The organism is Isoptericola sp. NPDC019482, from assembly GCF_040632295.1.
Classification (GTDB): Bacteria; Actinomycetota; Actinomycetes; order Actinomycetales; family Cellulomonadaceae; genus Isoptericola.
In genome coordinates this window covers 134,199-159,673 of sequence record NZ_JBEYBQ010000004.1, presented here as the reverse complement: position 1 = coordinate 159,673, position 25,475 = coordinate 134,199, and the positions used below count along the sequence as shown (strand labels likewise).

Genomic DNA, 25,475 nt, shown 5'->3' with positions numbered 1-25,475 from the left:
CGTCACGGCGCGAGCCCGTCCAGCCCGTCGAGCTGCGCGGACAGGTCGACGACGGCGTCGACGTTGCGCACGCCGGCCTCCGACGCGGGGAACGGCACGGTGAGGTAGCGGCCCTCCCGCACGGCGGTCATGCGCGCGGTGGCAGGGTTCGACTCGAGCCGCTCGATCTTCTGCTCCGCGCTGTTCCAGGTCGCGTCGACGAGCACGATGACGTCCGGGTCCGCCTCGATCGCCTGCTCCCACGAGAACGACGTCCAGGTGTCGTGCACGTCGGCCGCGACATTCTCCAGCCCGACGGCGTCCATGATCATCTGCGGCGCCCCGATGCCGGCCCCGACGTAGGGGATGTCGTCGCCCGAGGAGTACCAGAGCGCGGTGAGGCCCCGGTCGTCAGGGGTGACGGACGCGAGCGCGTCCTTCTGCGTCGCGACCAGGTCGTCGGCGGCGTCGGCGGCGTCGAAGACCTCGCCGACCTCTTCGATCTCGGCGAAGACGTCGTCGAAGGTCAGCGGGTCGGGCATGTACTCCGGGGCCTTGCAGGCGGCGGGGGAGACGTAGGTCGCGACGCCGAGCTTCGCCAGCGTGGCGCGGTCGCCCGCGCCGTCGGCGGTGAGGTTGGACTCCCAGCCGGCGTAGACGAGGTCGGGCTCCAGGCCGAGCACGGCTTCCGCACCCGGCACCTGCTCGGCCAGGGGCTCGGCGACGGCCGGCACGTCCGCGGCGGCGTCGGCCAGCGAGTCCGGCACGGGGCCGTCGAGGAACGCGGAGCCGACGATGCGGTCGCCGAGGCCGAGCGCGAGCAGCATCTCCGTGGTGCTCGACTTGATGGTCACGACGCGCTGCGGCGCGGCGTCGACCGTGGTCTCGACGCCGCAGTTGTCGATCGTCAGGGGGTAGGCGGTGCCCCCGGCGTCACCGCCCGTCGGGGCGGCCGAGGACGCGGCGTCGGCGGGGTCCTGCGCGCAGCCCGCGAGGGCGACGAGGGACAGGGCGAGCAGGGCAACGCCGGGCGCGGCGGTACGAGGGAGGCGGGGCACGCGAAAGCTCCAGGGGTCGTCGTCGGTGATGTCGTCCGACGGCGCGCCATCTCGCGCCGGTGGAACCGCGGCCCACAGCCCGGGTCGCGCCGACGGGCCAGAGTCGTGCCCGTGATCCGCCGTCGAGCCTAGTACGCACCGCCGACGACGTGTGGTTGCCTCCGTCCGTGACGCGGCATCACCGGACCACAGAGGAGCCGGCAGGCTACCCGCGCGCGCACGGCGTGACGGCCGCGGAGCTCGACCGCGTCCGTCACCACCTCCTCAGGGCGCGGGCTCACGCCCGCGTCGCGCGCACCAGCAGGTAGTCCCAGACCATCGTGCCGTCGTCGCGCAGGTGCCGGTCGCCGAGCGCGGCGAGGGCGTCGTCGAGCTCCGCGGCGCGCGCGTCGTCGTCCCCGAGGTGCCGATAGGTCGCGATCGTCGGGCCGTACGTGGCCTTGAAGAAGTCGCGGAACGCGGCGCCGTCGGCGAACCGGTCGACGACGAGCCCGCGCACCTCCGCCCGGACGTCGGTGACGCGGTCGCCGAGGAGCGCGAGCACGTGCTCCTCGGTGCCCCACAGCGGCGGCGGGAGCGCGCCGGGCGGGGGCGGGGGCGCGTACGGCTTGAGGGTCGCGAACATCTCGCCGATGAACCCGGTCGGCGTCCAGGCGACGTTCCCGATCGTGCCCCCGGTCCGGGTCACGCGGGCCAGCTCGCTCGCCGCGAGCTGGTGGAACGGCGCGAACATCACCCCCACGCACGACAGGGTCACGTCGAACGCCCCGTCCTCGAACGGGAGCGCGTGCGCGTCGGCCGGCTCCCACCGCAGCGTGGCGCCCTGGTCCGCGGCGCGCCGGCGTCCCGCCTCGAGCAGCTCGGGGGAGAGGTCGGAGGCGACGACGTCGGCGCCCGCCAGCGCGGCGGGGATCGACGCGTTGCCGGAGCCGGCCGCGACGTCCAGCACCCGGTCGCCGGGCCCGACGTCGCACGCCTCCACGAGGACGGCCCCCAGCGAGGGGATGACCTGGTCCGCGACCGCGGGGTAGTCGCCCGACTCCCAGACGGCGCGGTGCTTGGTCCGGACCGTCTCGAGCAGCTCGACGGGGACGGTCCGGGGATCGGTGACGCTCATGAGAACTCCTTCGTTCCTGCGGGATCTGCTGACCCCTTCACGTTCCGCCGAGCGCCGGCGCCGGTCCAGTGCCGGATCTGGACCGGGCGAAGTCCTGGATCTGTACTGGCGGCGTGCCGCCCGGCGGGCGTTCACTGGGGGGATGGCGGGCTACGGCCAGTTCTGCCCCGTCGCGAAGGCGATGGAGGTGCTCGACGAGCGGTGGACGCTGCTCGTCGTGCGGGAGCTGCTGCTCGGCAGCACCCGGTTCAACGAGCTGCGGCGCGGCAACCCGAAGATGTCGCCCACGCTGCTGTCCAAGCGGCTGCGGACGCTGGAGCGCGCGGGGATCGTGCGACGTGCCGGCGCCGAGGGGCACGTCCGCTACCTCCTCACCCCCGCGGGCGAGGAGCTGCGGCCGCTCGTCGAGGCGCTCGGGGCCTGGGGCACGCGCTGGGTCGGCGGGCTCGGGGAGGCCGACCTCGACCCGCACCTGCTGCTGTGGGACATGCGCCGCACGATCGACGTCGACGCCTGGCCCCGCGAGCGCACCGTCCTGGCGATCGTGCTCACCGACGTGGCCCCGCGGGTGTCCCGGTGGTGGATCGTCGTACGCGACGGGCAGGTCGAGGCGTGCGACGACGACCCCGGCTTCGACACGGCGGTGGTGGTGACGACTCCGCTGCGCACCCTCACCCGGCTCTGGCGGGGCGACGTGACCTGGGCGAGCGCGCTGCGCACCCGCGACGTCGTGCTCGAGGGGCCCGAGGGCGCGCGGCGCCGGGTGCCGCGCTGGCTCGGTCAGTCGGTGTTCGCGCACGTGCCCCGGCCGGAGCCTGCTCCCGCGGGGGCGTGACGGCGGTCGGTGGCGCTAGCCTTCGACGGCATGACGACTCCCCGGGTCCAGGACGCCATCTCGTGGCGGCGGCCGAAACGGCAGCGCCGCGGGGTGCGGGAGAGCGCCGGCGCGGCGACCGGCCTCGTGCGGGCCGCCGTCGACCTCGCGCTGTCGATCGCGAACGGGAACGCGCCGGCGGGCGACGTGTCGAGCCTCGGCGACGAGCCGCCGCGGGTGCCGCGCGACCCCGCCGAGCCCGTCGCCGAGCTGCCGTGCGTCGTCGTCGGCGGGACCGCCGCCTGGCTCCCCGCCGGCACGGAGGGCGCGCGCCTGTGGGCCGCGCGGTCGCGGACGTGGGTCGAGCTGCCCGGCGAGGCGGCCGACGTCGAGCTGGACCGCTCGCCCCTGGCGCTCCGGTCGCTGAACGCCGCGCCGGACGAGGATGGGCCGTGGACGCTCGAGACGCGCTGCACCGCCGTGCTCGAGGGGCCCGGGACGGAGCTCCGCGTCGAGGGGTCGTGGCTCGCGGTCGCGTGGCTCGGGCACCTGGGCGGATGGCCCGACCCCGGCCCGCCCGTGCCGCCGGACGGCGTGGCACGCCCGTGAGTCTCGAGCGACACGGGCGGGCCCGGGGACCGGTCGGGTCGCCAGGTTCCTTACGGTCTCGTCACCTCCCGCCGGCGCGGGGCCGTCGAGTGGGACGCTGAGGGCATGAGCAGCGCATCGCCGACGGGGCGGGACCCGTCGGACCCCGTCGGGCGGGACCTCGAGTCGGTGGTCCCGCCCGAGCCGAGGCCGCGGGACGGGTGGTGGTCGGCGCTCGCCGGGGTGGTCGCGACGGCGGCCGGGCTGGCCGTGGCGGAGCTGGTCGCGGCGTTCGTCGACCCGGCGTCGAGCCCGGTCGTGGCGGTCGGCGGCGCGGTGGTCGACGGCGTCCCGGGCTGGCTGAAGGACCTCGCGGTGTCGTGGTTCGGCACGGCGGACAAGGCCGTGCTGCTCGCGACGATGGGCGTGGTCTCCCTCGCGGGCGCGGCGCTCGCGGGCCTCCTCGAGCGACGGCGCCCACCGTGGGGCGCCGTCCTGCTCGGCGCCGTGGGCGTGGTGGCGGCCGTCGTGGCCGCGGGTCGCCCCGGGGCGAACCTCGCGTGTGCGCTGCCGAGCCTGCTCGGGGTGGTGGCCGCGATCGCCCTGCTCAGTGCGTTGCTGCGCCGCGTGGAGGAGTGGTTCGCCGAGGACGAGCGGCCCGGCGCCGACTGGCGGTACGCGATCGACCGGCGCCGCTTCCTGCAGTGGACCGGCGTCACCGCGGCGGGCGCCGTCGTCGTGCTCGGCGTCTCGCGGCTGGTCTCCGCCGGAGGCCGCGCGGTGACGGCGGCGCGCGAGGCGGTCCGCCTGCCGCGGGCCGCGACGACCGCGCCCGCGGTGCCCGCGGGCGCGGATCTCGGCGTCGAGGGCGCCGCCCCCTACGTCACGCCGAACCCGGAGTTCTACCGCATCGACACGGCCCTGGTCGTGCCGCAGGTGGACCCCGACGACTGGTCGCTCACCGTGACCGGCCTCGTGGACGAGCCGTTCACGATCACCTGGGACGACCTGCTCGCCCTCCCGCTCGAGGAGCATCACGTCACCCTGGCGTGCGTCTCCAACGAGGTGGGCGGCGACCTGATCGGCAACGCGCTGTGGCTCGGCTATCCCGTGCGCGAGCTGCTGAAGCGGGCCAGGCCGCAGGGCGGCGCGGACATGGTGCTCTCCCGCAGCACCGACGGCTTCACCGCGGGCACGCCGCTGGAGGTGCTGCAGGAGGAGGATCGCGACTGTCTCGTCGCCGTCGGGATGAACGGCGAGCCGCTGCCCACCGAGCACGGCTTCCCCGCCCGCCTCGTGGTGCCCGGGCTGTACGGGTACGTGTCGGCCACCAAGTGGGTCACCGAGCTCAAGGTCACCCGGTTCGCCGACGAGCAGGGCTACTGGACGCCGCGCGGCTGGTCGGCGCTGGGGCCGATCAAGCTGTCCTCGCGCATCGACGTCCCGCGCCCGGGGGACGACCTGCCCGCCGGCGCGGTGACGCTCGCGGGCGTCGCGTGGGCGCAGCACACCGGCATCGAGCGCGTCCAGGTACGGGTGGACGACGGCGACTGGGTCGAGGCCGACCTCGCCGACACCGTCGGTCCGGACACGTGGCGCCAGTGGCGCCTGGACTGGGACGCGACGCCGGGCGACCACCTCGTCGCCGTGCGCGCGACGGACGCCGACGGGAACCTCCAGGTCGAGGCGGAGGCGCCGCCCGCGCCCGACGGCGCCACCGGCTGGCACACCATCGAGCTGACGATCACCTGACGGCCGGGGTTCCTCAGACCCGCGCGGTCGCCGCAAGGCGCGCGCCGAACAGCATGAGCACCCCGCCGGTGACACGGTCGACCCACCGCACGGCGCCGGAGCGGCGCAGCCAGGGCCCGAACCAGCCCGCCCCGAGGACGACGAGCGACAGCCAGGCCGTCCCGAGCACGCAGTGCACCAGGGCGAGCAGCAGCCCCATGAGCAGCGGGTTGACGCCGTCGGGCACGAACTGGGGGATGGCCGCGACGTAGAAGACGCCGACCTTCGGGTTCATGAGGTTGGTGCTGAGCCCCAGGCCGAAGTCGCGCCAGCGGCCGCCCGTCGGCAGCGGCGCGTCCACCTCGGCGGCGCCGTCGCGCGGCTCGCGGAAGGAGCGCCAGAGCATCGACGCCCCCATCCACACCATGTACGCCGCGCCCGCCAGGGTGAGCACGCGGTACGCGGTCTGGCTGGCGGCGAGCAGCGCCGCCGCGCCGCCCGCGGCGGCGGCGCCCCACACGAGGGTGCCGACCTGGATGCCGCCCAGCGCGGCGAAGCCGTGCGAGCGCGAGCGGGTCACGGTGCTGCGCAGCACGAGCGCCGTGTCGAGGCCGGGGACAAGGGTCAGGAGGCCCGCGACGAGCGCGAAGGCGAGCAGCGCCTGGAGGACGGTCACGGCGTCACGATACGAGCCGGACGGCGCGGCGTCACCGCCGGCGCAGGTCGCGGCGGACGCCCCGCAGCGTCCACAGCCCGTACGCGGCGAGGGCCGGCTTGAGCGGCAGCCACTCGCCCCAGCGGTGGTCGGCGCCGCGCGTCAGGCGACCGACCAGGTCGGGGCGCTGGCGCGCGACGTACACGCGCGCCTTCAGCGCGTGCGCCGGCTGGGACACGAACGTGATGCGGTCGGCGTCCTCGACCAGCGGGAGCACCCGGGCGACGTTCTCCCACGTCGTCCGGCTCTCCTCCTCGAGCACGACCGGACCGTCGTAGCCCAGCACGCCGACGGCGTGGTCGGCCAGGACCCGGGCCTCGGATCTGCCGGACGTCGTCGTCACGCCCCCGCTGAGCACGAGCCGCGCGCGTGCCGACGGGTCGATCGACCGCAGCGCCGCGCGCACCCGCCAGCGGTTGACGACGTTCGCCGCAGCACCGGGGTTGCGGAACCCCAGGACGACGACGGCCTGCGTCGGGCCGGCGGCGTCGGCCACGAGGGAGCGCGACCAGCGCCGGTTCAGCCACTCGCTCCAGGCCAGCGCGGCGGCGAGCACGGAGGCCCCGGCGAGGGCGACGATCGGTCCGCGGCGCATGCGAGGGACTGTAGACCGTGACGTCCGCCGCGGCGGACGCGGGAAAACCGGAGACGGCGACGGCGGGCCGGTGCCACCATCGGCGCATGCTGATCCGGCGAGAGCTCCCGTCCGACGTCGCCGCAGTCCGGGCCGTCACCGCCGCCGCCTTCGCGGGCGCGCCGTACTCGGCGCCGCCCGTCGAACCGGACGGCGCGCCCGGCGAGGCGACGCTCGTCGGCCTCCTGCGGGCGGACCCGTGCTGGATCCCGGAGCTCGCGTTCGTGGCCTGCGCGGGGGACGGCACGGGGGACGACGTCGTCGGGCACGTGGTGTGCACGCGGGCCCGCGTGGGCGACGCGCCCGCGCTCGTGCTCGGGCCGCTGAGCGTGCATCCCGAGCACCAGGGCAGCGGCGTCGGGTCCGCGCTGGTGCACACGGTGCTCGGCGCCGCCGATGCGTGGGGGGAGCCGCTCGTGGTGCTCGTCGGCGACCCGGCCTACTACTCCCGTTTCGGGTTCGTGCCTGCTCCCGAGCTGGGCGTCGAGCCGGACGACCCCGCGCTGGCGGGGTTCTTCCAGGCGCGGCCGCTCGCCGCGTACGAGCCGTCCCTGCGCGGACCGTTCGCGAGCCCCGCGCCCTTCGCCGCGCTCGAGGCGATGGCGGCCGACGCCCCCGCGTGAGGCGGGGTCACAGCCCGAGGATCGGCTCCACCGAGCTGATGGCCGTGCCCCGCGCCCGGGCGTACCCGATCTCGCGGCGCGTCGAGGTGCCGACGTAGCCGCCGACGCTCACCACCCGGACCTCGTCCGCCAGGTCGATCCGACGGAGGTGCAGCTCGCCCAGAGCCTCGCGCCTGATGGGCGTCAGCTCGTCGTCGATCGCCTCGGGGCCGAGCACGATCACCCCCTGGGCCGTCAGCCGACGTCGCTCCGCCTCGAACAGGTCGCGGAATCGCAGCGAGCCGCACAGGCACACCACCTGGGGGCGTTCGACGTCCATGCTGCTAAGACTCCCGCATCCTGGCTCGGAGCACGTCGAGCTCGGCTCCCGGTGCGTCCGGGTCGAAGCCGTGCTCGATCAGCCAGCGCGACGCCGTCAGGCTGCGCAGCGACCACCACGCGCGGATGACGGCCCGGTCGGCGCCCGGGCCATAGCCGGCGAGCACGTCGTCCAGGTGCTCCTCGTGCCCGAGCGTCAGGATGGCCAGGTCGAACATGGCGTCGCCGGGGGCGGCCTCGGACCAGTCGATGACGCCGGTGACCTTGTCGCCGTCCACGAAGACGTGCGTGAGCTGCAGGTCGCCGTGGACGAACGCCGCCGTCCACGGCCGTAGCGCGGCCTCGGCGATCGCACGGTTCTTCCGGACCACCTCGGCGGGCACGACGTCGTGGGCGAGCAGCCACGCGCACTCGCGGTCGAGCTCGGCCGCCACGTCGTCGAGGCTGCGTCCCGGCCACGGCGGCAGCGGCGCGTCGTGCAGCCGCCGGACGGCCGCACCTGCCGCCGCCCACGCCGCCGGCGACCGGGGTGACGGCTCGCCCAGGACGCCGAGGGCCTCGCCCGGCACGGCGGCGAGCGCGAGGACGGGCGGCTCGCGCCACAGGACCTCCGGGGTCGGGACCGGCGCCAGGGCCATCGCCCGCGCCTCGCGCTCGGCGTGCCCTGGGTCGCCGTCGACCTTCAGGAACACGTCGCCCACGCGCAGCGTCGCGCGCTGGCTGTGGGCTACGACGACCTCCACCTCGTCCATACCGGCCAGCCTGCCCGGAACTGCAGCGACGCCGCCCGGGATTTTCGCCGTGGGCCGTGACGGGTCAGAGCACCGCACCGGATGCGGCTCGCGGCGTCAGGGCCGTGCTTCCGCTCGTGACGCCAGCGCCAGCCGCTCGACGAGGTCGTCCGGGATCGGCTTGCGCGGCGTGAAGGTGATGCCGGTCTTGGTCGCCTTGAGGCCCACGGCCGCGATCTCGCCGGCGTGCGCGGCGACGGCGCGGGGAAGGAGGTAGAGACCGCACTGCCTGCTGAAGGCGGCATAGCTCGCGACGACCGAGCCGCCGATCCTGAAGCCCGGCATGTCGTAGGCCACTATCTCCTCCGCGTCGGGAAGGGCGCTCGCCAGGAGCGCGCGCAGATGCTTCAGCGAGGGCTGAAAGGGCTCAGGCGCTGCGGCGATGTAGCTGTCGTGATCGGCTGCCGTCGTCATGGGTCTGCTTGCTCCCGCTTCTGTCAGGGCCGGGGACACCCTCACCGTAATGACGCTCGGGCTTGCGCGGCTGGATACCATGGACGTACAGGCATCGACCCGGCCATCACCGGTGAGCCTCCGGAAGAACCGAGTGGTCCCACTCTTAGTAGAACCGGACGGGTAGGCCCGTCACAGCCGTGAACGAGCGGCGGGCGCCAGCGCGATCGGCGTCCGCAAGCGGGGTGGTACCGCGGTACCCGCGTCCTTCGGGGCGGGGGCGTCGTCCTCGCACGGCAGCAGCGACGTCGACCCGTACCACCAACCAGCTCGTTCGCACAGGAGCCCACCCATGGCCTATCCGCAGCACCGTTCGTCCGACCAGCCCCAGCAGGGCGCCGCCTTCGGCATCGCCGGCGTCCCGGCGTCCCCGGACCTGCCGGCGATCGAGCGCGAGGTCCTGGACTTCTGGGCCGCCGACGACACGTTCCGCGCGTCCGTCGCGAAGAACCCGGCCGGGGAGAACGGCAGCAACGAGTTCGTCTTCTACGACGGTCCGCCGTTCGCCAACGGCCTGCCCCACTACGGCCACCTGCTCACCGGGTACGCCAAGGACGTCGTCCCGCGCTACCAGACGATGCGCGGCAAGCACGTGGAGCGCCGGTTCGGCTGGGACACGCACGGCCTGCCCGCCGAGCTCGAGGCGATGAGCCAGCTCGGCATCAAGACCAAGGACGAGATCCTCGAGCTCGGCATCGAGAAGTTCAACGCCGCCTGCCGCTCGTCGGTGCTGAAGTACACGTCCGAGTGGCGCGACTACGTCACCCGCCAGGCGCGCTGGGTCGACTTCGACCACGACTACAAGACGCTCAACGTCACCTACATGGAGTCGGTGCTGTGGGGCTTCAAGAAGCTCTACGACGCGGGCCTCGTGTACGAGGACTTCCGCGTGCTGCCGTACTGCTGGAACGACCAGACGCCGCTGTCCAACCACGAGCTGCGCATGGACGACGACGTCTACCAGACGCGCCAGGACCCGGCCGTGACCGTCGGCTTCGACGTCGCGACCGTGCCGGCCGGGCAGGACGTCGTGCGCCCCGGGGACAAGCTCCTCGTCTGGACCACCACGCCGTGGACGCTGCCCTCCAACCTGCTCGTCATGGTCGGCGAGGACATCGACTACGCCGTCGTCGAGTCGTCGTTCACGGGCACGCCGCAGCGGTACGTGCTCGCCGCGGCCCGCGTGGACGCGTACGCCCGCGAGCTCACGGACGAGGGCGAGGACGCCCCGCGCGTCGTCGGGCGCCTCACCGGCCGCGAGCTGCTGCAGACCTCCTACGTGCCGCCGTTCTCCTACTACGAGGGCCGTGAGCGCGCGCACCGCGTGGTCGAGGCGGACTTCGTCACGACGACGGACGGCACCGGCCTGGTGCACAGCGCCGGCGCGTTCGGCGAGGACGACAAGGTCGTCTGCGACCGCGAGGGCGTCGCCTCCGTCATGCCCGTGGGCGCGGACGGCAAGTTCACGCACCCGGTCGACGAGTACGCCGGGCTGCAGGTCTTCGACGCGAACCTGCCGATCATCGACCACCTCAAGGCACGCACCCGCGGGGAGGTCGACGCCGGGTCCGTCACCGCCGGCACGGTGCTGCTGCGCCGCGAGTCGTACGCCCACTCCTACCCGCACTGCTGGCGCTGCCGGCAGCCGCTGATGTACATGGGCGTCTCGTCGTGGTTCGTCGAGGTGACGAAGTTCAAGGACCGGATGGTGGAGCTCAACCAGGAGATCTCCTGGACGCCGGAGCACATCAAGGACGGCCAGTTCGGCAAGTGGCTCGCGAACGCCCGCGACTGGTCCCTGAGCCGCAACCGCTTCTGGGGCTCCCCGGTGCCGGTGTGGAAGAGCGACGACCCCGCGTACCCGCGCCTCGACGTGTACGGCTCGCTGGCGGAGATCGAGCGCGACTTCGGCCGCCTGCCGCTCGGCCCCGACGGCGAGCCGGACCTGCACCGCCCGTTCGTCGACGAGCTGACCCGCCCCAACCCCGACGACCCGACGGGGAAGTCCACGATGCGCCGCGTCGAGGACGTCATGGACGTGTGGATGGACTCCGGCTCCATGCCGTACGCGCAGGTGCACTACCCGTTCGAGAACGCGGACTGGTTCGAGCACCACTACCCGGGCGACTTCATCGTCGAGTACATCGGCCAGACCCGCGGCTGGTTCTACCTGCTGCACGTGCTCGCCACGGCGCTGTTCGACCGGCCGGCGTTCCGCACCGCCGTCTCGCACGGCATCGTGCTGGGCTCCGACGGGCGCAAGATGAGCAAGTCGCTGCGCAACTACCCGGACGTCTCCGAGGTCTTCGACCGTGACGGCTCCGACGCGATGCGCTGGTTCCTCATGGCCAGCCCGATCCTGCGCGGCGGCAACCTCGTCGTCACGGAGGAGGGCATCCGCGACGCGGTGCGGCAGGTGCTGCTGCCGCTGTGGAGCACGTACTACTTCTTCACCCTGTACGCGAACAGCGCGGCGGACGGGCAGGGGTACACCGCCAAGCTCGTCACCGCAGAGCGCGTCCCCGGCCTGCCCGCCCTCGACCGGTACCTGCTGGCGCGCACCCACGACCTCGTCGCGAAGGTCACCTCGCAGCTCGACGCCTACGACATCTCCGGCGCCTGCGAGTCCGTGCGCGAGCACCTCGACGTCCTGACCAACTGGTACGTGCGCACCCAGCGCGACCGGTTCTGGGCCGAGGACGACGACGCCTTCGACACGCTGTACACGGCGCTCGAGACGCTGACCCGCGTCATGGCGCCGCTGGCGCCGCTGCTCTCCGAGGAGGTCTGGCGTGGGCTCACCGGCGGCCGCTCCGTGCACCTCACGGACTGGCCGGCGGTGGCCGACGGCGGGGACGTCGTCGTGGACCCCGCCCTCGTGCGCGACGACGAGCTCGTCGCCGCGATGGACGAGGTGCGCGCCGTCGTGTCCAGCGCGCTCGCGCTGCGCAAGGCGAACCAGCTGCGCGTGCGCCAGCCGCTGGCCCGTCTCACGGTCGCCGTGCCGGACCCGGCCGCGCTCGCGGACTACGTGGGACTGCTGACGTCGGAGCTCAACGTCAAGGCGGTCGACCTCGTCGAGGCGGACGCCGACGCGTCCGAGCGGTTCGGCATCACCGAGCGGCTCGCGGTCAACGCCCGGGCCGCCGGCCCGCGCCTGGGGCGCGGCGTGCAGGCGGTCATCAAGGCGGCGAAGGCGGGCGCCTGGCGCCGGGAGGACGACGGCACCGTCGTCGTCACGACGGACGCCGGGGACGAGCCGCTGCTGGCGCCCGAGTACGAGCTCACGACCGTGGTGGGCGACGCGGCCGGCGAGCACGTCGCCGCGTCCGTGCTGCCCGGCGGCGGGTTCGTCGTCCTGGACCTCGCGCTGGACGACGCGCTGCGCGCCGAGGGCTACGCCCGCGACGTCGTCCGCGACGTGCAGGACGCGCGCAAGGCCGCCGGCCTGGAGGTGAGCGACCGCATCGCGCTGGAGCTCGACGTCCCCGCCGAGCACGTCGCCGCGGTGGAGGCGCACCGCGAGCTCATCGCCCGCGAGACCCTCGCGGTCGACCTCGCCGTGACGGCGGGCGACGGCGAGCGCGTCGTCCGGGTCGCGAAGCGCTGACCCCGCCAGCCGAGCGTCTCTGTCGGTCAGGATTCACCCCCGGAATCCTGACCGACAGAGACGCTCGGGCCTGGGCGGCCCCCGTGCGGCCGACTACCCTGGTGCTCCCCGGCGCGTCGGCGCCGACCCCTGCGAGGAGTTCGCATGGCCGCGACACCCGCCCCCGAGAAGCGCCCCTTCGTCCCGCCGCGCTGGTTCGTCCGCTCGGCGTGGGCGGTCCAGCGCGCCGGCTACCGCATCAGCGGCGGCCGGTGGCCCCTGCGCCGCCCCACCCCGGGCGGCAAGTTCGGCATGCTGCGGCTGCGCGTCGTCGGGCGTCGCAGCGGCGAGGAGCGCGCCGTCATCCTCGGGTACGTCGAGGACGACGGCCGGTACGTGACCCTGGCGATGAACGGCTGGGGCGACCCGCCGCCGGCGTGGTGGCTCAACCTGCGCGCGCACCCGGACGCCGTCGTGGACACCGTCGACGGCCTGCGGGCGGTCCACGGGGCGGCGGCGGAGGGGGCCGAGCGCGACCGGCTGTGGGCGCTCGTCGGCAGGCACCAGGGCTGGGGCGAGATCGACCGGTTCGCCGCGCACCGGGCCGGCGAGACCCCTGTCGTGGTGCTCGCGCCGCGGGAGGCACTACCGCGTGGTGTCCGGCCGGACCCCGTCGCGTAACCTCGGCACGTGAACGCCGAGCCTGACAAGAAGTCCTCGTCCGCCGTGCGCAAGGCCCGTGCCGCCGAGCGCCAGGCCGCCCGCGCGGCGGCGGAGGACGCCGTGGCACAGGAGTCGCTGCGCGAGGTCTACGCGGAGATCATGTCGCGGGCGCCGGAGCACGACATCGACCCCACGCTCGACCGCGTGCGGCGCGTCCTCGAGCTCCTCGGAGACCCGCAGCACGCGTTCCGCGCGATCCACCTCACCGGGACCAACGGCAAGTCGTCGACGGCGCGGATGACGGAGCGCCTGGTGCGCGAGCACGGGCTGCGCACCGGCCTGTTCACCTCGCCCCACCTCACGAGCGTCACCGAGCGCATCCAGGTGGACGGTGAGCCGCTGAGCGCCGCCCGGTTCGTCGAGGTGTTCGAGGACGTCGCGCCGTACATCGGCGTGGTCGATCGCGAGTCGCAGGAGGCGGGCGGCCCCCGCCTCAGCTTCTTCGAGGTCCTTACGGTGATGGCGATCGCCGCCTTCGCGGACGCCCCGGTGGACGTCGCGGTGGTGGAGGTCGGCATGGGCGGCCGCTGGGACTCGACCAACGTGATCGACGGCGAGGTCGCCGTGCTGACCCCGGTCGGCATCGACCACGAGCGCTGGCTGGGCTCCACGCTCGCGGAGATCGCGACCGAGAAGTCGGGGATCGTCAAGGAGCGCGCGACCGTCGTCAGCGCGGAGCAGGAGGTCGTGGTCGACGAGATCCTGCGCGAGCGCGCCGCGGAGGTGTCGGCGCACCTGCTGCGCGAGGGCGTGGAGCTCGAGGTCGCCGGCCGCCGCGTCGCCGTCGGCGGGCAGCTCGTCGACCTGCGCACCCCCGCCGGCCTCTACACCGAGGTGCTGGTGCCGTTGCACGGCGCGTACCAGGCGCACAACGCGCTCCTCGCGCTCGCCGCCGTGGAGGCGCTGCTCGGCGGCCGGGCGCTCGACGGCGGGGTGGTGGAGACGGCGTTCGCCGACGTCGTCGTGCCGGGACGGCTCGAGGTGGTGCGCTCCAGCCCGACCGTGCTGGTGGACGCGGCGCACAACCCGCACGGCGCGCAGGCGCTCGTGGACGCGCTCGACGAGGAGTTCGACCTGCCCCGCCTGGTCGGCGTCGTCGCGGTGATGGCCGACAAGGACGCCGAGGGGCTGCTCGCGACCCTCGAGCCGGCGCTCACCGAGGTGGTGCTCACCAAGAACTCCTCGGCGCGCTCCGCCGACCCCGAGGACCTGCTGGAGGTGGCGCAGGAGATCTTCGGCGAGGACCGGGTGCGCACCACCGCGCGCCTCGACGAGGCGCTGCAGGTGGCGGCCGACCTCGCCGAGAGCGGCGACCAGGTGGGCGTCGGCACCGGCCGCGGCGTGCTCGTCACCGGCTCGGTCATCACGGTCGCCGACGCCCGGATCCTGCTCGGCCGCGGCTGACGGGCCCTCCGGGACGTCGGGAGGGCGCGCGCACGATCACCCGCTCGACACCCCCTGGGGGTGCTGCGTGGCGTGCGACCCGGGTGTTGGATGGGGAGGCAGGCCGCCGCGGTGCACGGCGGTGCCAGGCGAGGAGGCACGACATGAAGAAGCTGCTCGACGACCCCGCGGACGCGGTGACCGACTCGCTCGCGGGATTCGGGCTCGCCCACGCCGACCTGGTCGACGTGCACGACGAGCCCGTGTACGTCTCCCGTGCCGGCGGGCCCGTCCCCGGCAAGGTCGGACTGGTCAGCGGCGGCGGCTCCGGGCACGAGCCGCTGCACGCCGGGTTCGTCGGCGACGGGATGCTCGACGCCGCCGTGCCGGGCGCGGTGTTCACGTCGCCCACACCGGACCAGATCGTCCCGGCGATCCTGGGCGCGGACACGGGCGCCGGCGTCGTCGCGATCGTGAAGAACTACACGGGCGACGTGCTCAACTTCGAGACCGCCGTGGAGCTCGTCGAGGCGGAGGGGTCGCAGGTGGCGACGATCCTCGTCAACGACGACGTCGCCGTCGAGGACTCCCTGTACACCGCGGGCCGCCGCGGCGTCGCGGGCACGGTCTGCGTGGAGAAGATCGCGGGCGCGGCCGCGGCGCGCGGCGACGACCTGGGCGCCGTCACCGAGATCGCCGGACGGGTGGTGGCGAACGTGCGCAGCATGGGCGTCGCGCTCACGGCGTGCACGGTGCCGCACGTCGGCAAGCCGTCCTTCGACCTGCCCGACGACGAGGTCGAGATCGGCATCGGCATCCACGGCGAACCCGGCCGGCACCGCATCCCCTTCGCGGGCGCCACCGAGATCACGCGCAGCCTCCTCGACCCGGTCGCCGACGACCTCCGCCTGGCCGACGGCGACGACGTGCTGCTGTTCGTCAACGGCATGGGCGGCACCCCGCTGTCCGAGCTCTACGTCGTCTATGGTCGAGCGCGCGGGCTGCTCGAGGAGCGCGGTGTCACCGTCTCCCGGTCGCTCGTGGGCAACTACGTGACGTCGCTGGAGATGCAGGGCGCGTCGATCACGGTGCTGCGGCTGGACGACGAGCTGCGGGAGCTGTGGGACGCGCCGGTGCGCACGGCGGCGTTGCACTGGTGACGGGCGCCGCGGGGCGCCCCGAGGCGAGGAGGCGTGCGGTCATGGGGCTCGACGTGGCATGGGCGGAGCGTTGGGTGCGGCGCACCGCCGACGTCGTGGCGGGGTCGAAGGACGAGCTCACGGAGCTCGACCGGCAGATCGGGGACGGCGACCACGGGGAGAACCTGCACCGCGGGTTCCAGGCCGTGCTCGCCAAGCTGGACGATCCGGGCGCGGCGGAGCGCGCGGAGGTGGGCGACGTGCTGATGCTCGTCGCGACCACCCTGATGTCGAAGGTCGGCGGCGCCTCCGGCCCGCTGTACGGGACGGCGTTCCTGCGGGCGGCGAAACGGTCGGCCCGCCCCAGCGTCGACGGGTCCGGCGTCGTCGTCCTGCTCGACGCCGCGCTCGAGGGCGTGACGTCGCGGGGCAAGGCGCAGGTGGGGGAGAAGACGATGGTCGACGCCCTCGCCCCCGCCGTCGACGCGGCCACCGCCGCCGCGGACGCCGGCCAGGAGCCGGTCGAGGTGCTGCGGGCGGCCGCCGACGCGGCCGACGCCGGCGCGACAGGCACCATCCCGCTCGTGGCGACCAAGGGCCGCGCGTCCTACCTGGGGGAGCGGAGCGCCGGCCACGAGGACCCGGGCGCCCGTTCGACGGCGCTGGTGCTGCGTGCGGCGCTCGACGCGGCGCTCAATGCCACGACCGATGCCACGGCCGATGCCACGGCCGATGCCACGGCCGGCGAGGCGGAGGCGGTCGGGGAGTGAGCGTCGGGCTGCTGCTGGTCTCCCACTCGGCGCGGCTCGCCGAGGGGGCGGTCGAGCTGGCCCGCGAGATGGCGCCGGACGTCGTCCTGGAGAGCGGGGCGGGCGACGGCGAGGGCGGTCTGGGCACGTCGCTGGAGGTCGTGCAGGACGCCCTCGGGCGCGCGCTGCCGCGCGTCGACGGCGTCGTCGTGCTGGCCGACCTGGGGTCCGCCGTGCTGACGGTCGAGACGGCGCTCGAGCTCGACGACGATCTGGCCGGCCGGGTGCGTCTCGCCGACGCGCCGTTCGTCGAGGGCGCGGTCGCCGCGGCGGTGGCGGCGCAGCAGGGCGCCGGCCTGGATGCGGTCCTCGTCGCCGCCGAGGCGGCGGGCGCACCCGCTGCTCCGGCTCCCGGCGCGGCACCGGCGGCCGCCGGGGCCGCGGGCGGCGAGACGGTCTCGGCGCGGGTCGTGGTCCGCAACCCGCTGGGCCTGCACGCCCGCCCGGCGGCGGTGGTGGCGCGGGCCGCGGCGGCGTTCGGCGGGCCGGTCACCCTGCAGGGCGTGGACGCGACGAGCGTGCTGCAGCTCATGGCGCTCGGCACCGCCGCGGGCACCGAGGTCGAGGTGTCCGCGCACGGGGCGGACGCGCGCGACGCCGTGGCCACCGTCGTCGGGCTGATCGAGGGCGGGTTCGGCGAGGTGTGACCACGCTCACAGGAAATTGCACCTGGTGCAATATTGCAGTGGGTGCATGATTGTCCGGTGACTCCTCCCGCCGGCGACCTCGGACTGCGTGAGCGCAAGAAGCGCGCACGCACGGACGCGATCGTCGACGCCGCCCAGCGCCTCGTGCTCGAGCGCGGCCTGGACGCCGTGACCGTGGAGGAGATCGCCGAGGCGGCCCAGATCTCGCCCCGCACGTTCTTCAACTACTTCGAGTCGAAGGACGACGCGGTGCTCGGTCAGGGCTCGTTCGAGCTGAGCGCCGAGACCCGTGAGGCGTTCGCGGCCGGGGGCCCCACCGGGCGTCTGGTGGCGGACCTCGAGGTGCTCGTCCGGTCGTTGCTCGCCGCGTTCGCCGGCCCCGGCAAGCACCAGGGCGAGCAGGTGATGGAGATCCTGCAGCTCGAACCCCGCCTGCTCGGGCGGCACTTCGCGTGGTTCGAGCGGCACAAGACCCAGGTCGTCGCGCTGTTCGAGCGGCGGCACGAGGCGGCACCCCTGCCGGCCGACCCCGAGATGTGCGCCATGGTCGTCTTCGTCGTCACGCGGGCGGCGATGGACGACTGGGCACGCACCGGCCACGAGGGCGACGTCGGCGACCACGTGCCGCACGTCGTCGGCCAGCTCGCCGCCGTCCTCACCTCCTGAGCGTCGGGCACTCCGCCCGCACGCCCTCCTCCGAGCATCCCAGCCCCCGTCACTACCCCGGCGCCCCTGCGCGCCACCGATCCGAGGTGTCCCATGAGCAGTGCCCCTGCTGCCGCGCCGGACAAGCCCGTCGTCGTCCTGACGCAGCGCACCGTCTGGCTGATCTTCGGCGCCCTGATGGCGTCGATGTTCCTGTCCTCCCTCGACCAGACGATCGTCGGCACCGCGATGCCCACGATCGTCGGCGAGCTCAACGGTGTCGAGCACCAGGGATGGGTCGTCACGGCCTACATCCTGGCCGTCGCCATCGGCATGCCCCTGTACGGCAAGTTCGGCGACCTGATGGGCCGGCGCTGGCCGTTCCTCGTCGCGATCGGGCTGTTCACGCTCGCGTCCGTGGGCGCCGCGCTGTCGCAGAACATGATCGAGCTCGTCCTGTGGCGCGCCCTCCAGGGCCTCGGCGGCGGCGGGCTGATGATCCTGTCGCAGTCGATCATCGCCGACATCGTGCCCGCCTCCGAGCGCGGCAAGTACATGGGCCCGCTCGGCGCCCTCTTCGGCATCTCGGCCGTCCTCGGCCCGCTCCTGGGCGGCTGGCTCACCGAGGGCCCCGGCTGGCGCTGGACCTTCTGGATCAACCTGCCCGTCGGCGTCGCGGCGTTCGTCGTCGCCTGGTTCGCGCTCAAGCTGCCCTCGCACCGCTCGTCGCGTCCCGTCGACTGGGGCGGCATCGTCACGATGGCGGTCGCGACCACCGGCATCGTGCTCGTCACCAGCTGGGAGTCCCTGTCGTCGTCCGGCTACGACTGGACCGACTGGCGCCTGTCCGGCCTCCTCGTGCTGACGCTCGCGGCGGTGGCCGCGTTCATCCTCGTCGAGACGCGCGTGGCCGAGCCGCTGATCCCGCTGCGGCTGTTCAAGAACCGCACGTTCACCATCACGACGATGATCGGGCTCGTGCTGGGCATGGGCATGTTCTCCGCGATGGCGATGATCCCGACGTTCCTGCAGATGTCCACGGGCGCCGGCGTCACCGAGTCGGGCTGGCTGATGCTCCCGATGATGGCCGGCATGATGCTCACCTCCATCGTCTCCGGTATCGCGATCTCCAAGACGGGGAAGTACAAGGCCTACCCGGTGGCCGGCCTGATCGTGGTCGCCCTGGCGATGGTCTGGCTGACCGGCCTCACCGGCGACATGTCGATGTGGACCTTCGGCGCGATGATCTTCACGCTCGGCGCCGGCATGGGCCTCGTGATGCAGACCGTCGTGCTGGCGGTGCAGAACGCCGTCGACCCGCACGAGCTGGGCACGGCCACGAGCTCGAACAACTTCTTCCGCGAGATCGGCGCGGCCGTGGGCTCCGCCCTGTTCACGACGATCTTCACCACCCGCCTCACCGACAATCTCACCGAGGTCTTCGCGGGGGCGCCCGCCGGCGCCGGCGGGGCGGGGGAGGCGAGCCTCACGCCGGGCGTGGTCCAGTCGCTGCCCGAGCCGCTCAAGTCGGGCATCATCGACGCCTACGCCGATGCCCTCGCGCCGTCGTTCTGGTACCTCGTACCGCTGGTGCTCGTCGGCCTCGTGCTGGCGTTCTTCCTGCCCGTGATCAAGCTGTCCGACGTCGCCGGCATGGTGGCGCGCGGCGAGGCGGTCTCGGACCCGGCCAAGGCCGGGGCGCTCGACGAGGTGCCGGTGGACGCCGTCGCGTCCGACGTCGTGTCCGACGACGGTCCCGGCACCCGCGAGCGCGCGGATATCGTGGGGTCGTGAGCAAGAAGGACGACCGTCCCCGCCCGGGGGACCGCATCAAGCCCCGCAAGCCAGCCAAGGTGCAGTTCACGTCGATGATGCTGCAGCTGGAGGCGTTCGTGGTGCTGTTCGCCGGCGTCGCCCTCTACGGGCTGCGGAACACCGGCTACGAGCGCGGCCCCCTGGTGATCGACTCGCCGCTCGCCCTGTGGCTCGTGATCGGCGTGCTGTTCGTGGTGCTCCTGGTGATGTCCCGCATGGTCGGGACGCCGATGGGGTACTACGCGGGGACGGTCGTGCAGGTGCCGGTGCTGGCGATGGGCCTGCTGCTGCCGATGATGTTCGTCGTCGGCGTGGTGTTCGTCGCGATGTGGGTCGTCTCGCTGCGTCTGGGCGGCCGCATCGACCGCGAGCGTGCCCAGTACGACGCCGAGCACCCGGAGACGGCACCGAACCTCTGACCTGACCCCACGTCGACCTAAGCCCCCTTCGAGCACGGAATCCGTACCGCTAAGCACCGTCTTGGCGGGACGGATCCCGTGGTCGAAGGGGGCTCTTGGTCGTCGATGGGAGCCGCTGGCCCGGTATCCAGCCGAGGCGGTGCAGCTGTGCCGCGACCTGCCGCCCGAGATCGCCGGGGACACGCAGGTCCCTGCCCGTGACCCGCTGCATCACGACGCCACCCTCGGCCACGAGGGTGTTCTGCCGACGGCGGTCGTCGTACAGCGCTGCGGGCGCGGCGTGCACCTCCGCCCCGTCGGCCTCGAGCCAGAACCACCGTCCGTCCGGTAGGTGCCACACCATGTCGCCGCGCCCGAGGAACGTGCCCCGCCGGTCGACCAGCACGCGCTGCAGGTCGTCCGGAGGAACGCCGGCGTCGGTGCACTCAAGGCGCACCGCGGTCTCGAGCGGTGACTCGGCGCGGCCGTCGACCAGCCGCCACCAGCCGTGCGTCCGCTCCACGCCGCGGCGTCCGCGGGCGAGGTCGTGGGCCGTTTCCACCTGTGCCCGCGTGATGAGGCCTCGGTGCACGACGTCGTCGAGCACCGCCACGGCATGCCGTCGATCGAGGGTGGGGATGGCCTGCGCGAGGGCATGGAGCAGGGTGGGGACGCGTCGCCCCGAGATCGCCACGGTCGGTGTCGTCGGGTCGTACTGCCTCACCACGGCGACGTCGGACGGGAGACGTGCCCCGCCAGGAAGGCTTGCCTCGGGCGTGATCCGCACGGGCAGGCCTCGGACCCCGTGGAAGACGAGCGCCGCCTGGCCGACGGGCATCGCGTTCGGTCCGAGGGCGAGGAGGGCCCGCCACGCGAACCAGCGCCGCCGATGGTCGAAGAGGTCGGGGCGCTCACGGTCGTCGACCGGCACCGGGTCCGTGTCGTAGACGCCCGGCGCCACCCGGATCCAGCGACCCTGCAGGGCCAGGCGTGACATGCGGTTCCGGGTCATTCCGCTCGCCTCGCACTGGGCCGTCGTGATCAGACCGTCCTGCTCGTGCGCGACGTCGAGGACTCGGGGCGGTGGAGGGGAGAGCGGGCGCATGGCCGCACTCGACCACGACGCGGCGACCTCCTCGTGCGCGGGTCGCCTCCCTGTGGACGCGTGACGACTGGGGGCAGCGTCGGAGCCTTCGAGCACGGGACCTGTGTCGTCATTCACGCCGTGGCAGTACGGATCCCTTGGTCGAAGGAGTCCACGTCGCCGATAGGCTTTCCGCCATGACCGACGTCGCAGACACGACCCTGCCCGCCGAGCCCGCCATCGAGCGCACCCTGGTGCTCGTCAAGCCCGACGGGGTCCGCCGCGGCCTGTCCGGCGAGGTGCTGCGGCGCATCGAGGCGAAGGGCTACACGCTCGTCGCCGTCGAGCTGAAGCAGGCCACGACCGAGCTCCTCGCCGCGCACTACGCGGAGCACGAGGGCAAGCCGTTCTACCAGCCGCTCGTCGACTTCATGCTCTCCGGCCCGACGCTCGCCGTCGTCGCCGAGGGCCAGGGCGTCATCCCGGGGTTCCGCTCGCTGGCGGGCGCGACCAACCCCACCGAGGCCGCCCCCGGCACCATCCGCGGCGACCTGGGCCGCGACTGGGGCCTCAAGGTCCAGCAGAACCTGGTGCACGGCTCCGACTCGCCCGAGTCCGCGGCCCGCGAGATCGGCCTCTGGTTCCCGGGCCTCTGACACCACCGGCACCCGCCGGGAGCATCGAGCGTGCTGACTTGATCCTCAAACCTCGGGTTTGAGGATCAAGTCAGCACGCTCGATCGGTTCCAGGGCCGCGCGGGACGGGCGGGACCGGCGTAGTTCCGCGGATCGGCGGGATCCGGCGGTTAGGCTCGCCGGGTGCACCTCAAGACGCTCACGCTCCGCGGCTTCAAGTCGTTCGCCTCGGCGACGACGCTGAGCCTCGAGCCGGGCATCACGTGCGTCGTCGGGCCGAACGGCTCGGGCAAGTCGAACGTGGTCGACGCGCTGTCGTGGGTGATGGGGGAGCAGGGCGCCAAGTCGCTGCGCGGCGGCAAGATGGAGGACGTCATCTTCGCCGGCACCGCCGGCACCGCCGGCCGCCCGCCGCTCGGCCGCGCCGAGGTGTCCCTCACGATCGACAACACCGACGGCGCGCTGCCGATCGACTACACCGAGGTGACGATCACCCGCACGCTGTTCCGCAGCGGCGGGTCGGAGTATGCGATCAACGGCAGCTCCTGCCGCCTGCTGGACATCCAGGAGCTGCTGAGCGACTCCGGCATCGGCCGCGAGATGCACGTCGTGGTGGGGCAGGGGCAGCTCGACGCCGTGCTGCGGGCCACCCCCGACGACCGGCGCGGCTTCATCGAGGAGGCCGCGGGCGTCCTCAAGCACCGCAAGCGCAAGGAGAAGGCGCTCCGCAAGCTGGAGGCCATGCAGGGCAACCTCGCCCGCCTCACGGACCTGACCGCGGAGCTGCGCCGCCAGCTCGGACCGCTCGGACGGCAGGCCGAGGCGGCGCGCAAGGCTCGCACCGTCCAGGCGGACCTGCGTGACGCGAAGGCGCGCCTCCTCGCCGACGACCTGGCCCAGCTCACCGCCCAGATGGCCCAGGAGCGGGCGGACGAGGCGGCGCTGCGCGAGCGTCAGCACGAGACGGAGCAGGGCTTGGAGCGGGCCCGCGAGCACCTGGCGCGCCTGGAGGTCGCGGCCTCCGCCGCCGTCGCGGACGCCGGGCGCGCGGCCGACGCCTTCCACGCCCTCGGCGCGCTGCGCGAGCGGCTGCGCGGCCTCGCGACCCTGGCCGACGAGCGCGTGCGCCTGCTGGGGGCGGCAGAGCCGGAGCACCGCGGCCAGGACCCCGCCGACCTGGAGGCCCAGGCCGAGCGGGCGCGTGCCACCGAGGCGGAGCTGACCCGCGAGGTCGAGCTCACGCGCGCCGCGCTCGAGTCCGCGGTCGCCGCGCGCACGGACGCGGAGAAGGCCGCGGACGCCGCGGAGCGCGAGCTCGCGACCCTGCACCGCGGCGCGGCCGACCGCCGCGAGGGGCTCGCCCGGCTCTCCGGGCAGGTGGCCGCGCGGCGCAGCCGCGTCGAGGCGGGTGACGCGGAGCTCGAGCGCGTGCGCGAGGTCGTGGCCGAGGCGGAGCGGCGCGCCGAGGAGGCCGCGCGCGAGTTCGGGGCGCTCGAGGTGCAGGTCGTGGGCGCCGAGGAGGGCGAGGAGGACCTGGACGCCCGGCACGAGGAGGCGACGACGACGCTCGCCGAGGCGCAGGCGGCGGTGCAGGACCTCGAGGCCCGGGCGGCCGAGGCCGAGCGCGACCGCGCCACGTGGAGCGCGCGCGTCGAGGCGCTCGAGCTCAGCCTCGACCGCAAGGACGGCGCGGGAGCCCTGCTCGCGGACGCCGCGCCCGGCGTGCTCGGCTCGGTCGCCGCACTGCTCGGCGTCGAGCCCGGCTACGAGGACGCGGTGACGGCGGCGCTCGGCCCGGTCGCCGACGCCGTCGCCGTGCGCGATCTCGACGCGGCCGTCGACGCGCTGCGTCGCCTGCGCGACGACGACGCCGGCCGCGCCGGCCTCGTCGTGGGTGGCACGGACGGCCGCACCGCCGACGGCGCGTCGGGGGAGTCCCCGGTCCCCGCAGATCTGCCCGACGGCGCGCGCCGGGCGCCCGACGTCGTCACCGTGGCGGGACCCGCGGCCGCCCCGCTGCGCACGCTGCTGCGCGACGTCGTCGTGGTGGACGACCTGGCCCAGGCGCGCGCACTGGTCCAGAAGGCGCCCGGGGTCGTCGCCGTGACGCGGGCCGGCGACCTGCTGGGTGCGGGGCGGGCCTGGGGCGGCTCCGCGGCCGCGCCGAGCGTGCTGCACCTGACGTCCGCGCTCGACGAGGCCAAGGAGGGGCTGGGCGACGCCGCCGCGCGCGGCGAGCGCTGCCGCTTCGAGCTGGTCGGGGCGCGCGAACGGCTGGAGGCGGCGCAGGCCGCCCACGACGACACCCTCGCGCAGCTGCACGAGTCGGACGCGGCGCTCGCCGCCGTGGCGGAGCAGCTCGGCACGCTGGGCGCGGCGCACCGCTCCGCGCTCGCGGAGGCCGAGCGGCACCGCAAGACGCTGACGCAGGCGGCCGAGCGGCGGGAGGCCGACGCGGCGGAGCTCACGGAGCTGACCCGGCGCCTGGAGGTCGCGGAGGCCGAGCCGACGCAGTCCCAGGAGCAGGTGGCCGAGGCGCAGACCGCGCGCGAGGCGGCGCAGGAGGCCGCCACCGCGGCGCGCGCGGCGGAGACCGAGGCGCGCCTGGAGCTGCGCACCAGCGAGGAGCGGGCGCGAGCCGTCGCCGGCCGCGCGCAGGGCCTCGCGCGGGCCGCGGCGCAGGAGCGCGCCGCGCGGGAGAAGGCGGAGCGGCGGGCCGTGCAGCGCGCGGCCGAGGCGCGGACGGCGGCCGCGGTGCGCGACGACGCCGGCACGGCCCTCGCCGCCCTCGCCCGCTCGATCGAGCGCGCACAGGCCGAGCGCGCGGCCGCCGACGAGGAGCGCGCCGCGCGGCAGCAGGAGCTCGAGACCGTCCGCACCGACGCGGACCGGCTCGCGGGCGAGCTGCGCGACCTCACCGACGTCGCGCACCGCGACGAGGTGGCGCGCGCCCAGCAGGTGGCGCGGCTCGAGCAGCTGCAGGCCCGGGCGGTGGACGAGCTGGGCAGCGACCCCGACGTCCTGGTCGAGGAGTTCGGCCCGCACCGCGACGTGCCCGTGGCGCGCCCCGCGGACGCCACCGAGGAGGACCCCGACCCCGAACCGGTGCCGTACGTGCGCGCGGAGCAGGAGAAGCGGCTCGCGACGGCGGAGCGCGCGCTCGCGCGTATCGGCGCGGTCAACCCGCTCGCGCTGGAGGAGTTCGCAGCCCTGGAGGAACGGCACCAGTTCCTCACGGAGCAGCTGGCGGACCTCAAGAAGTCGCGCCAGGACCTGCTGCACATCGTCGAGGAGATCGACGAGCGGGTGCAGCAGGTCTTCGCGGAGGCGTTCCGCGACACCGCGGAGCAGTTCGAGCGGGTCTTCGGCCGCCTCTTCCCGGGCGGCGAGGGGCGTCTGGTGCTCACCGACCCGGGTGATCTTCTCACCACGGGCATCGAGGTCGAGGCGCGCCCGGCGGGCAAGAAGGTCAAGCGGCTGTCGCTGCTGTCCGGCGGGGAGCGGTCGCTCACGGCTGTCGCGTTCCTCGTGTCGATCTTCAAGGCGCGCCCCAGCCCGTTCTACGTGATGGACGAGGTCGAGGCCGCGCTCGACGACGTGAACCTCGGCCGCCTGCTCGAGATCTTCCGCGAGCTGCAGGAGGACTCCCAGCTCATCGTCATCACCCACCAGAAGCGCACGATGGAGGTCGCGGACGCGCTGTACGGCGTGACCATGCGCGGCGACGGTGTGACCACCGTCATCTCCCAGCGGATGCGCGAGACCGTCGATGCGCGGGGAGAATAGC

At 74.3% G+C, this 25,475-nt stretch carries 23 protein-coding genes; 15 read left to right on the top strand and 8 right to left on the bottom strand.

All coding sequences use genetic code 11. The annotated features are described in order from the left end of the window. Positions 1 to 2: 2 nt before the first annotated feature. Both ABZ493_RS05070 and ABZ493_RS05065 read right to left on the bottom strand, forming a co-directional pair. Positions 3 to 1,037 (bottom strand): putative F420-0 ABC transporter substrate-binding protein, encoded by a 1,035-nt coding sequence (locus tag ABZ493_RS05070; RefSeq protein WP_430581083.1) that lies wholly within the window; start codon positions 1,035 to 1,037, stop codon positions 3 to 5. Positions 1,038 to 1,314: 277 nt separating this feature from the next. Then, the gene (locus ABZ493_RS05065) at positions 1,315 to 2,154 is read right to left on the bottom strand and encodes a methyltransferase domain-containing protein (RefSeq protein ID WP_430581082.1); all 840 of its coding nucleotides are present in this window, start codon (positions 2,152 to 2,154) and stop codon (positions 1,315 to 1,317) included. Positions 2,155 to 2,296: 142 nt separating this feature from the next. Between ABZ493_RS05065 and ABZ493_RS05060 the strand changes: the two genes are divergently transcribed. From ABZ493_RS05060 to ABZ493_RS05050, 3 genes are all read left to right on the top strand, one after another. Continuing rightward, positions 2,297 to 2,989, top strand: coding sequence for a helix-turn-helix domain-containing protein (locus ABZ493_RS05060; RefSeq protein WP_430581081.1), 693 nt, complete (start codon positions 2,297 to 2,299; stop codon positions 2,987 to 2,989). Positions 2,990 to 3,019: 30 nt separating this feature from the next. Then, the gene (locus ABZ493_RS05055; protein WP_430581080.1) at positions 3,020 to 3,577 is read left to right on the top strand and encodes a hypothetical protein; all 558 of its coding nucleotides are present in this window, start codon (positions 3,020 to 3,022) and stop codon (positions 3,575 to 3,577) included. Positions 3,578 to 3,682: 105 nt separating this feature from the next. Continuing rightward, complete coding sequence (locus tag ABZ493_RS05050) at positions 3,683 to 5,308, top strand: molybdopterin-dependent oxidoreductase (RefSeq protein ID WP_430581079.1); 1,626 nt, start codon at positions 3,683 to 3,685, stop codon at positions 5,306 to 5,308. A 13-nt stretch (positions 5,309 to 5,321) separates the two neighbouring features. Here the strand turns inward: ABZ493_RS05050 and ABZ493_RS05045 are convergent, their stop codons facing one another. Both ABZ493_RS05045 and ABZ493_RS05040 read right to left on the bottom strand, forming a co-directional pair. After that, entirely contained in the window at positions 5,322 to 5,963 is a 642-nt protein-coding gene (locus ABZ493_RS05045; RefSeq protein ID WP_430581078.1) for a LysE family translocator, read from the bottom strand. 31 nt (positions 5,964 to 5,994) lie between these two features. Then, entirely contained in the window at positions 5,995 to 6,597 is a 603-nt protein-coding gene (locus tag ABZ493_RS05040; RefSeq protein ID WP_430581077.1) for a YdcF family protein, read from the bottom strand. 86 nt (positions 6,598 to 6,683) lie between these two features. Between ABZ493_RS05040 and ABZ493_RS05035 the strand changes: the two genes are divergently transcribed. Beyond that, positions 6,684 to 7,259, top strand: coding sequence for an N-acetyltransferase (locus tag ABZ493_RS05035; protein WP_430581076.1), 576 nt, complete (start codon positions 6,684 to 6,686; stop codon positions 7,257 to 7,259). Between the two features lie 7 nt (positions 7,260 to 7,266). Here ABZ493_RS05035 and ABZ493_RS05030 read toward each other — a convergent pair whose 3' ends face one another. The 3 genes from ABZ493_RS05030 to ABZ493_RS05020 all read right to left on the bottom strand — a co-directional run bounded on the left by ABZ493_RS05030 (position 7,267) and on the right by ABZ493_RS05020 (position 8,782). Continuing rightward, positions 7,267 to 7,578, bottom strand: coding sequence for a hypothetical protein (locus ABZ493_RS05030; RefSeq protein WP_430581075.1), 312 nt, complete (start codon positions 7,576 to 7,578; stop codon positions 7,267 to 7,269). Between the two features lie 4 nt (positions 7,579 to 7,582). Next, a complete protein-coding gene (locus ABZ493_RS05025; RefSeq protein WP_430581074.1) occupies positions 7,583 to 8,329 on the bottom strand; it encodes an aminoglycoside phosphotransferase family protein in 747 nt (248 codons plus the stop codon). Between the two features lie 96 nt (positions 8,330 to 8,425). After that, positions 8,426 to 8,782: a DUF1801 domain-containing protein gene (locus ABZ493_RS05020; RefSeq protein WP_430581073.1), complete on the bottom strand. Its 357-nt coding sequence runs from the start codon at positions 8,780 to 8,782 to the stop codon at positions 8,426 to 8,428. Positions 8,783 to 9,113: 331 nt separating this feature from the next. On the opposite strand from ABZ493_RS05020, the gene ileS reads away from it, so the two are divergent. The 9 genes from ileS (at position 9,114) to ABZ493_RS04975 (ending at position 19,990) form a co-directional block, all read left to right on the top strand. Next, on the top strand, positions 9,114 to 12,431 hold the full coding sequence (ileS, locus tag ABZ493_RS05015) for an isoleucine--tRNA ligase (RefSeq protein ID WP_430581072.1): 3,318 nt from the start codon (positions 9,114 to 9,116) through the stop codon (positions 12,429 to 12,431). Positions 12,432 to 12,575: 144 nt separating this feature from the next. After that, positions 12,576 to 13,091 carry a nitroreductase/quinone reductase family protein gene (locus ABZ493_RS05010; protein ID WP_430581071.1) on the top strand — a complete coding sequence of 172 codons (516 nt, stop codon included), beginning with the start codon at positions 12,576 to 12,578 and terminating at the stop codon, positions 13,089 to 13,091. A 102-nt stretch (positions 13,092 to 13,193) separates the two neighbouring features. Further along, positions 13,194 to 14,537 carry a folylpolyglutamate synthase/dihydrofolate synthase family protein gene (locus ABZ493_RS05005; protein WP_430581137.1) on the top strand — a complete coding sequence of 448 codons (1,344 nt, stop codon included), beginning with the start codon at positions 13,194 to 13,196 and terminating at the stop codon, positions 14,535 to 14,537. Between the two features lie 143 nt (positions 14,538 to 14,680). Further along, entirely contained in the window at positions 14,681 to 15,676 is a 996-nt protein-coding gene (gene dhaK / locus ABZ493_RS05000) for a dihydroxyacetone kinase subunit DhaK (RefSeq protein WP_430581070.1), read from the top strand. Between the two features lie 41 nt (positions 15,677 to 15,717). After that, positions 15,718 to 16,425, top strand: coding sequence for a dihydroxyacetone kinase subunit DhaL (gene dhaL, locus ABZ493_RS04995; protein ID WP_430581069.1), 708 nt, complete (start codon positions 15,718 to 15,720; stop codon positions 16,423 to 16,425). Further along, the gene (dhaM, locus tag ABZ493_RS04990) at positions 16,422 to 17,111 is read left to right on the top strand and encodes a dihydroxyacetone kinase phosphoryl donor subunit DhaM (protein WP_430581068.1); all 690 of its coding nucleotides are present in this window, start codon (positions 16,422 to 16,424) and stop codon (positions 17,109 to 17,111) included. The genes dhaL and dhaM overlap by 4 nt, the downstream gene beginning before the upstream one ends. Before the next feature lie 57 nt (positions 17,112 to 17,168). Continuing rightward, positions 17,169 to 17,777 (top strand): TetR/AcrR family transcriptional regulator, encoded by a 609-nt coding sequence (locus ABZ493_RS04985; protein ID WP_430581067.1) that lies wholly within the window; start codon positions 17,169 to 17,171, stop codon positions 17,775 to 17,777. A 93-nt stretch (positions 17,778 to 17,870) separates the two neighbouring features. After that, positions 17,871 to 19,550 carry an MDR family MFS transporter gene (locus ABZ493_RS04980; RefSeq protein WP_430581066.1) on the top strand — a complete coding sequence of 560 codons (1,680 nt, stop codon included), beginning with the start codon at positions 17,871 to 17,873 and terminating at the stop codon, positions 19,548 to 19,550. Next, positions 19,547 to 19,990, top strand: a complete 444-nt coding sequence (locus ABZ493_RS04975) for a DUF4233 domain-containing protein (RefSeq protein WP_430547119.1) — start codon at positions 19,547 to 19,549, stop codon at positions 19,988 to 19,990. The genes ABZ493_RS04980 and ABZ493_RS04975 overlap by 4 nt, the downstream gene beginning before the upstream one ends. Positions 19,991 to 20,039: 49 nt before the next feature. Here ABZ493_RS04975 and ABZ493_RS04970 read toward each other — a convergent pair whose 3' ends face one another. Beyond that, positions 20,040 to 21,074: a type IV toxin-antitoxin system AbiEi family antitoxin domain-containing protein gene (locus ABZ493_RS04970; RefSeq protein ID WP_430581065.1), complete on the bottom strand. Its 1,035-nt coding sequence runs from the start codon at positions 21,072 to 21,074 to the stop codon at positions 20,040 to 20,042. Positions 21,075 to 21,250: 176 nt separating this feature from the next. On the opposite strand from ABZ493_RS04970, the gene ndk reads away from it, so the two are divergent. Both ndk and smc read left to right on the top strand, forming a co-directional pair. Next, complete coding sequence (gene ndk / locus ABZ493_RS04965) at positions 21,251 to 21,709, top strand: nucleoside-diphosphate kinase (protein ID WP_430573183.1); 459 nt, start codon at positions 21,251 to 21,253, stop codon at positions 21,707 to 21,709. Between the two features lie 162 nt (positions 21,710 to 21,871). Next, positions 21,872 to 25,474 (top strand): chromosome segregation protein SMC, encoded by a 3,603-nt coding sequence (gene smc, locus ABZ493_RS04960; protein WP_430581064.1) that lies wholly within the window; start codon positions 21,872 to 21,874, stop codon positions 25,472 to 25,474. The last annotated feature ends 1 nt before the right edge of the window (position 25,475 follow it).

Bases quoted from the DNA above. Each gene is read 5' to 3' on its own strand.
- ABZ493_RS05065 (WP_430581082.1), bottom strand. From the start codon at position 2,154: ATGAGCGTCACCGATCCCCGGACCGTCCCCGTCGAGCTGCTCGAGACG.
- ABZ493_RS05060 (WP_430581081.1), top strand. From the start codon at position 2,297: ATGGCGGGCTACGGCCAGTTCTGCCCCGTCGCGAAGGCGATGGAGGTG.
- ABZ493_RS05055 (WP_430581080.1), top strand. From the start codon at position 3,020: ATGACGACTCCCCGGGTCCAGGACGCCATCTCGTGGCGGCGGCCGAAA.
- ABZ493_RS05050 (WP_430581079.1), top strand. From the start codon at position 3,683: ATGAGCAGCGCATCGCCGACGGGGCGGGACCCGTCGGACCCCGTCGGG.
- ABZ493_RS05040 (WP_430581077.1), bottom strand. From the start codon at position 6,597: ATGCGCCGCGGACCGATCGTCGCCCTCGCCGGGGCCTCCGTGCTCGCC.
- ABZ493_RS05035 (WP_430581076.1), top strand. From the start codon at position 6,684: ATGCTGATCCGGCGAGAGCTCCCGTCCGACGTCGCCGCAGTCCGGGCC.
- ABZ493_RS05030 (WP_430581075.1), bottom strand. From the start codon at position 7,578: ATGGACGTCGAACGCCCCCAGGTGGTGTGCCTGTGCGGCTCGCTGCGA.
- ABZ493_RS05025 (WP_430581074.1), bottom strand. From the start codon at position 8,329: ATGGACGAGGTGGAGGTCGTCGTAGCCCACAGCCAGCGCGCGACGCTG.
- ABZ493_RS05020 (WP_430581073.1), bottom strand. From the start codon at position 8,782: ATGACGACGGCAGCCGATCACGACAGCTACATCGCCGCAGCGCCTGAG.
- ileS (WP_430581072.1), top strand. From the start codon at position 9,114: ATGGCCTATCCGCAGCACCGTTCGTCCGACCAGCCCCAGCAGGGCGCC.
- ABZ493_RS05010 (WP_430581071.1), top strand. From the start codon at position 12,576: ATGGCCGCGACACCCGCCCCCGAGAAGCGCCCCTTCGTCCCGCCGCGC.
- dhaK (WP_430581070.1), top strand. From the start codon at position 14,681: ATGAAGAAGCTGCTCGACGACCCCGCGGACGCGGTGACCGACTCGCTC.
- dhaL (WP_430581069.1), top strand. From the start codon at position 15,718: ATGGGGCTCGACGTGGCATGGGCGGAGCGTTGGGTGCGGCGCACCGCC.
- ABZ493_RS04980 (WP_430581066.1), top strand. From the start codon at position 17,871: ATGAGCAGTGCCCCTGCTGCCGCGCCGGACAAGCCCGTCGTCGTCCTG.
- ABZ493_RS04970 (WP_430581065.1), bottom strand. From the start codon at position 21,074: ATGCGCCCGCTCTCCCCTCCACCGCCCCGAGTCCTCGACGTCGCGCAC.
- ndk (WP_430573183.1), top strand. From the start codon at position 21,251: ATGACCGACGTCGCAGACACGACCCTGCCCGCCGAGCCCGCCATCGAG.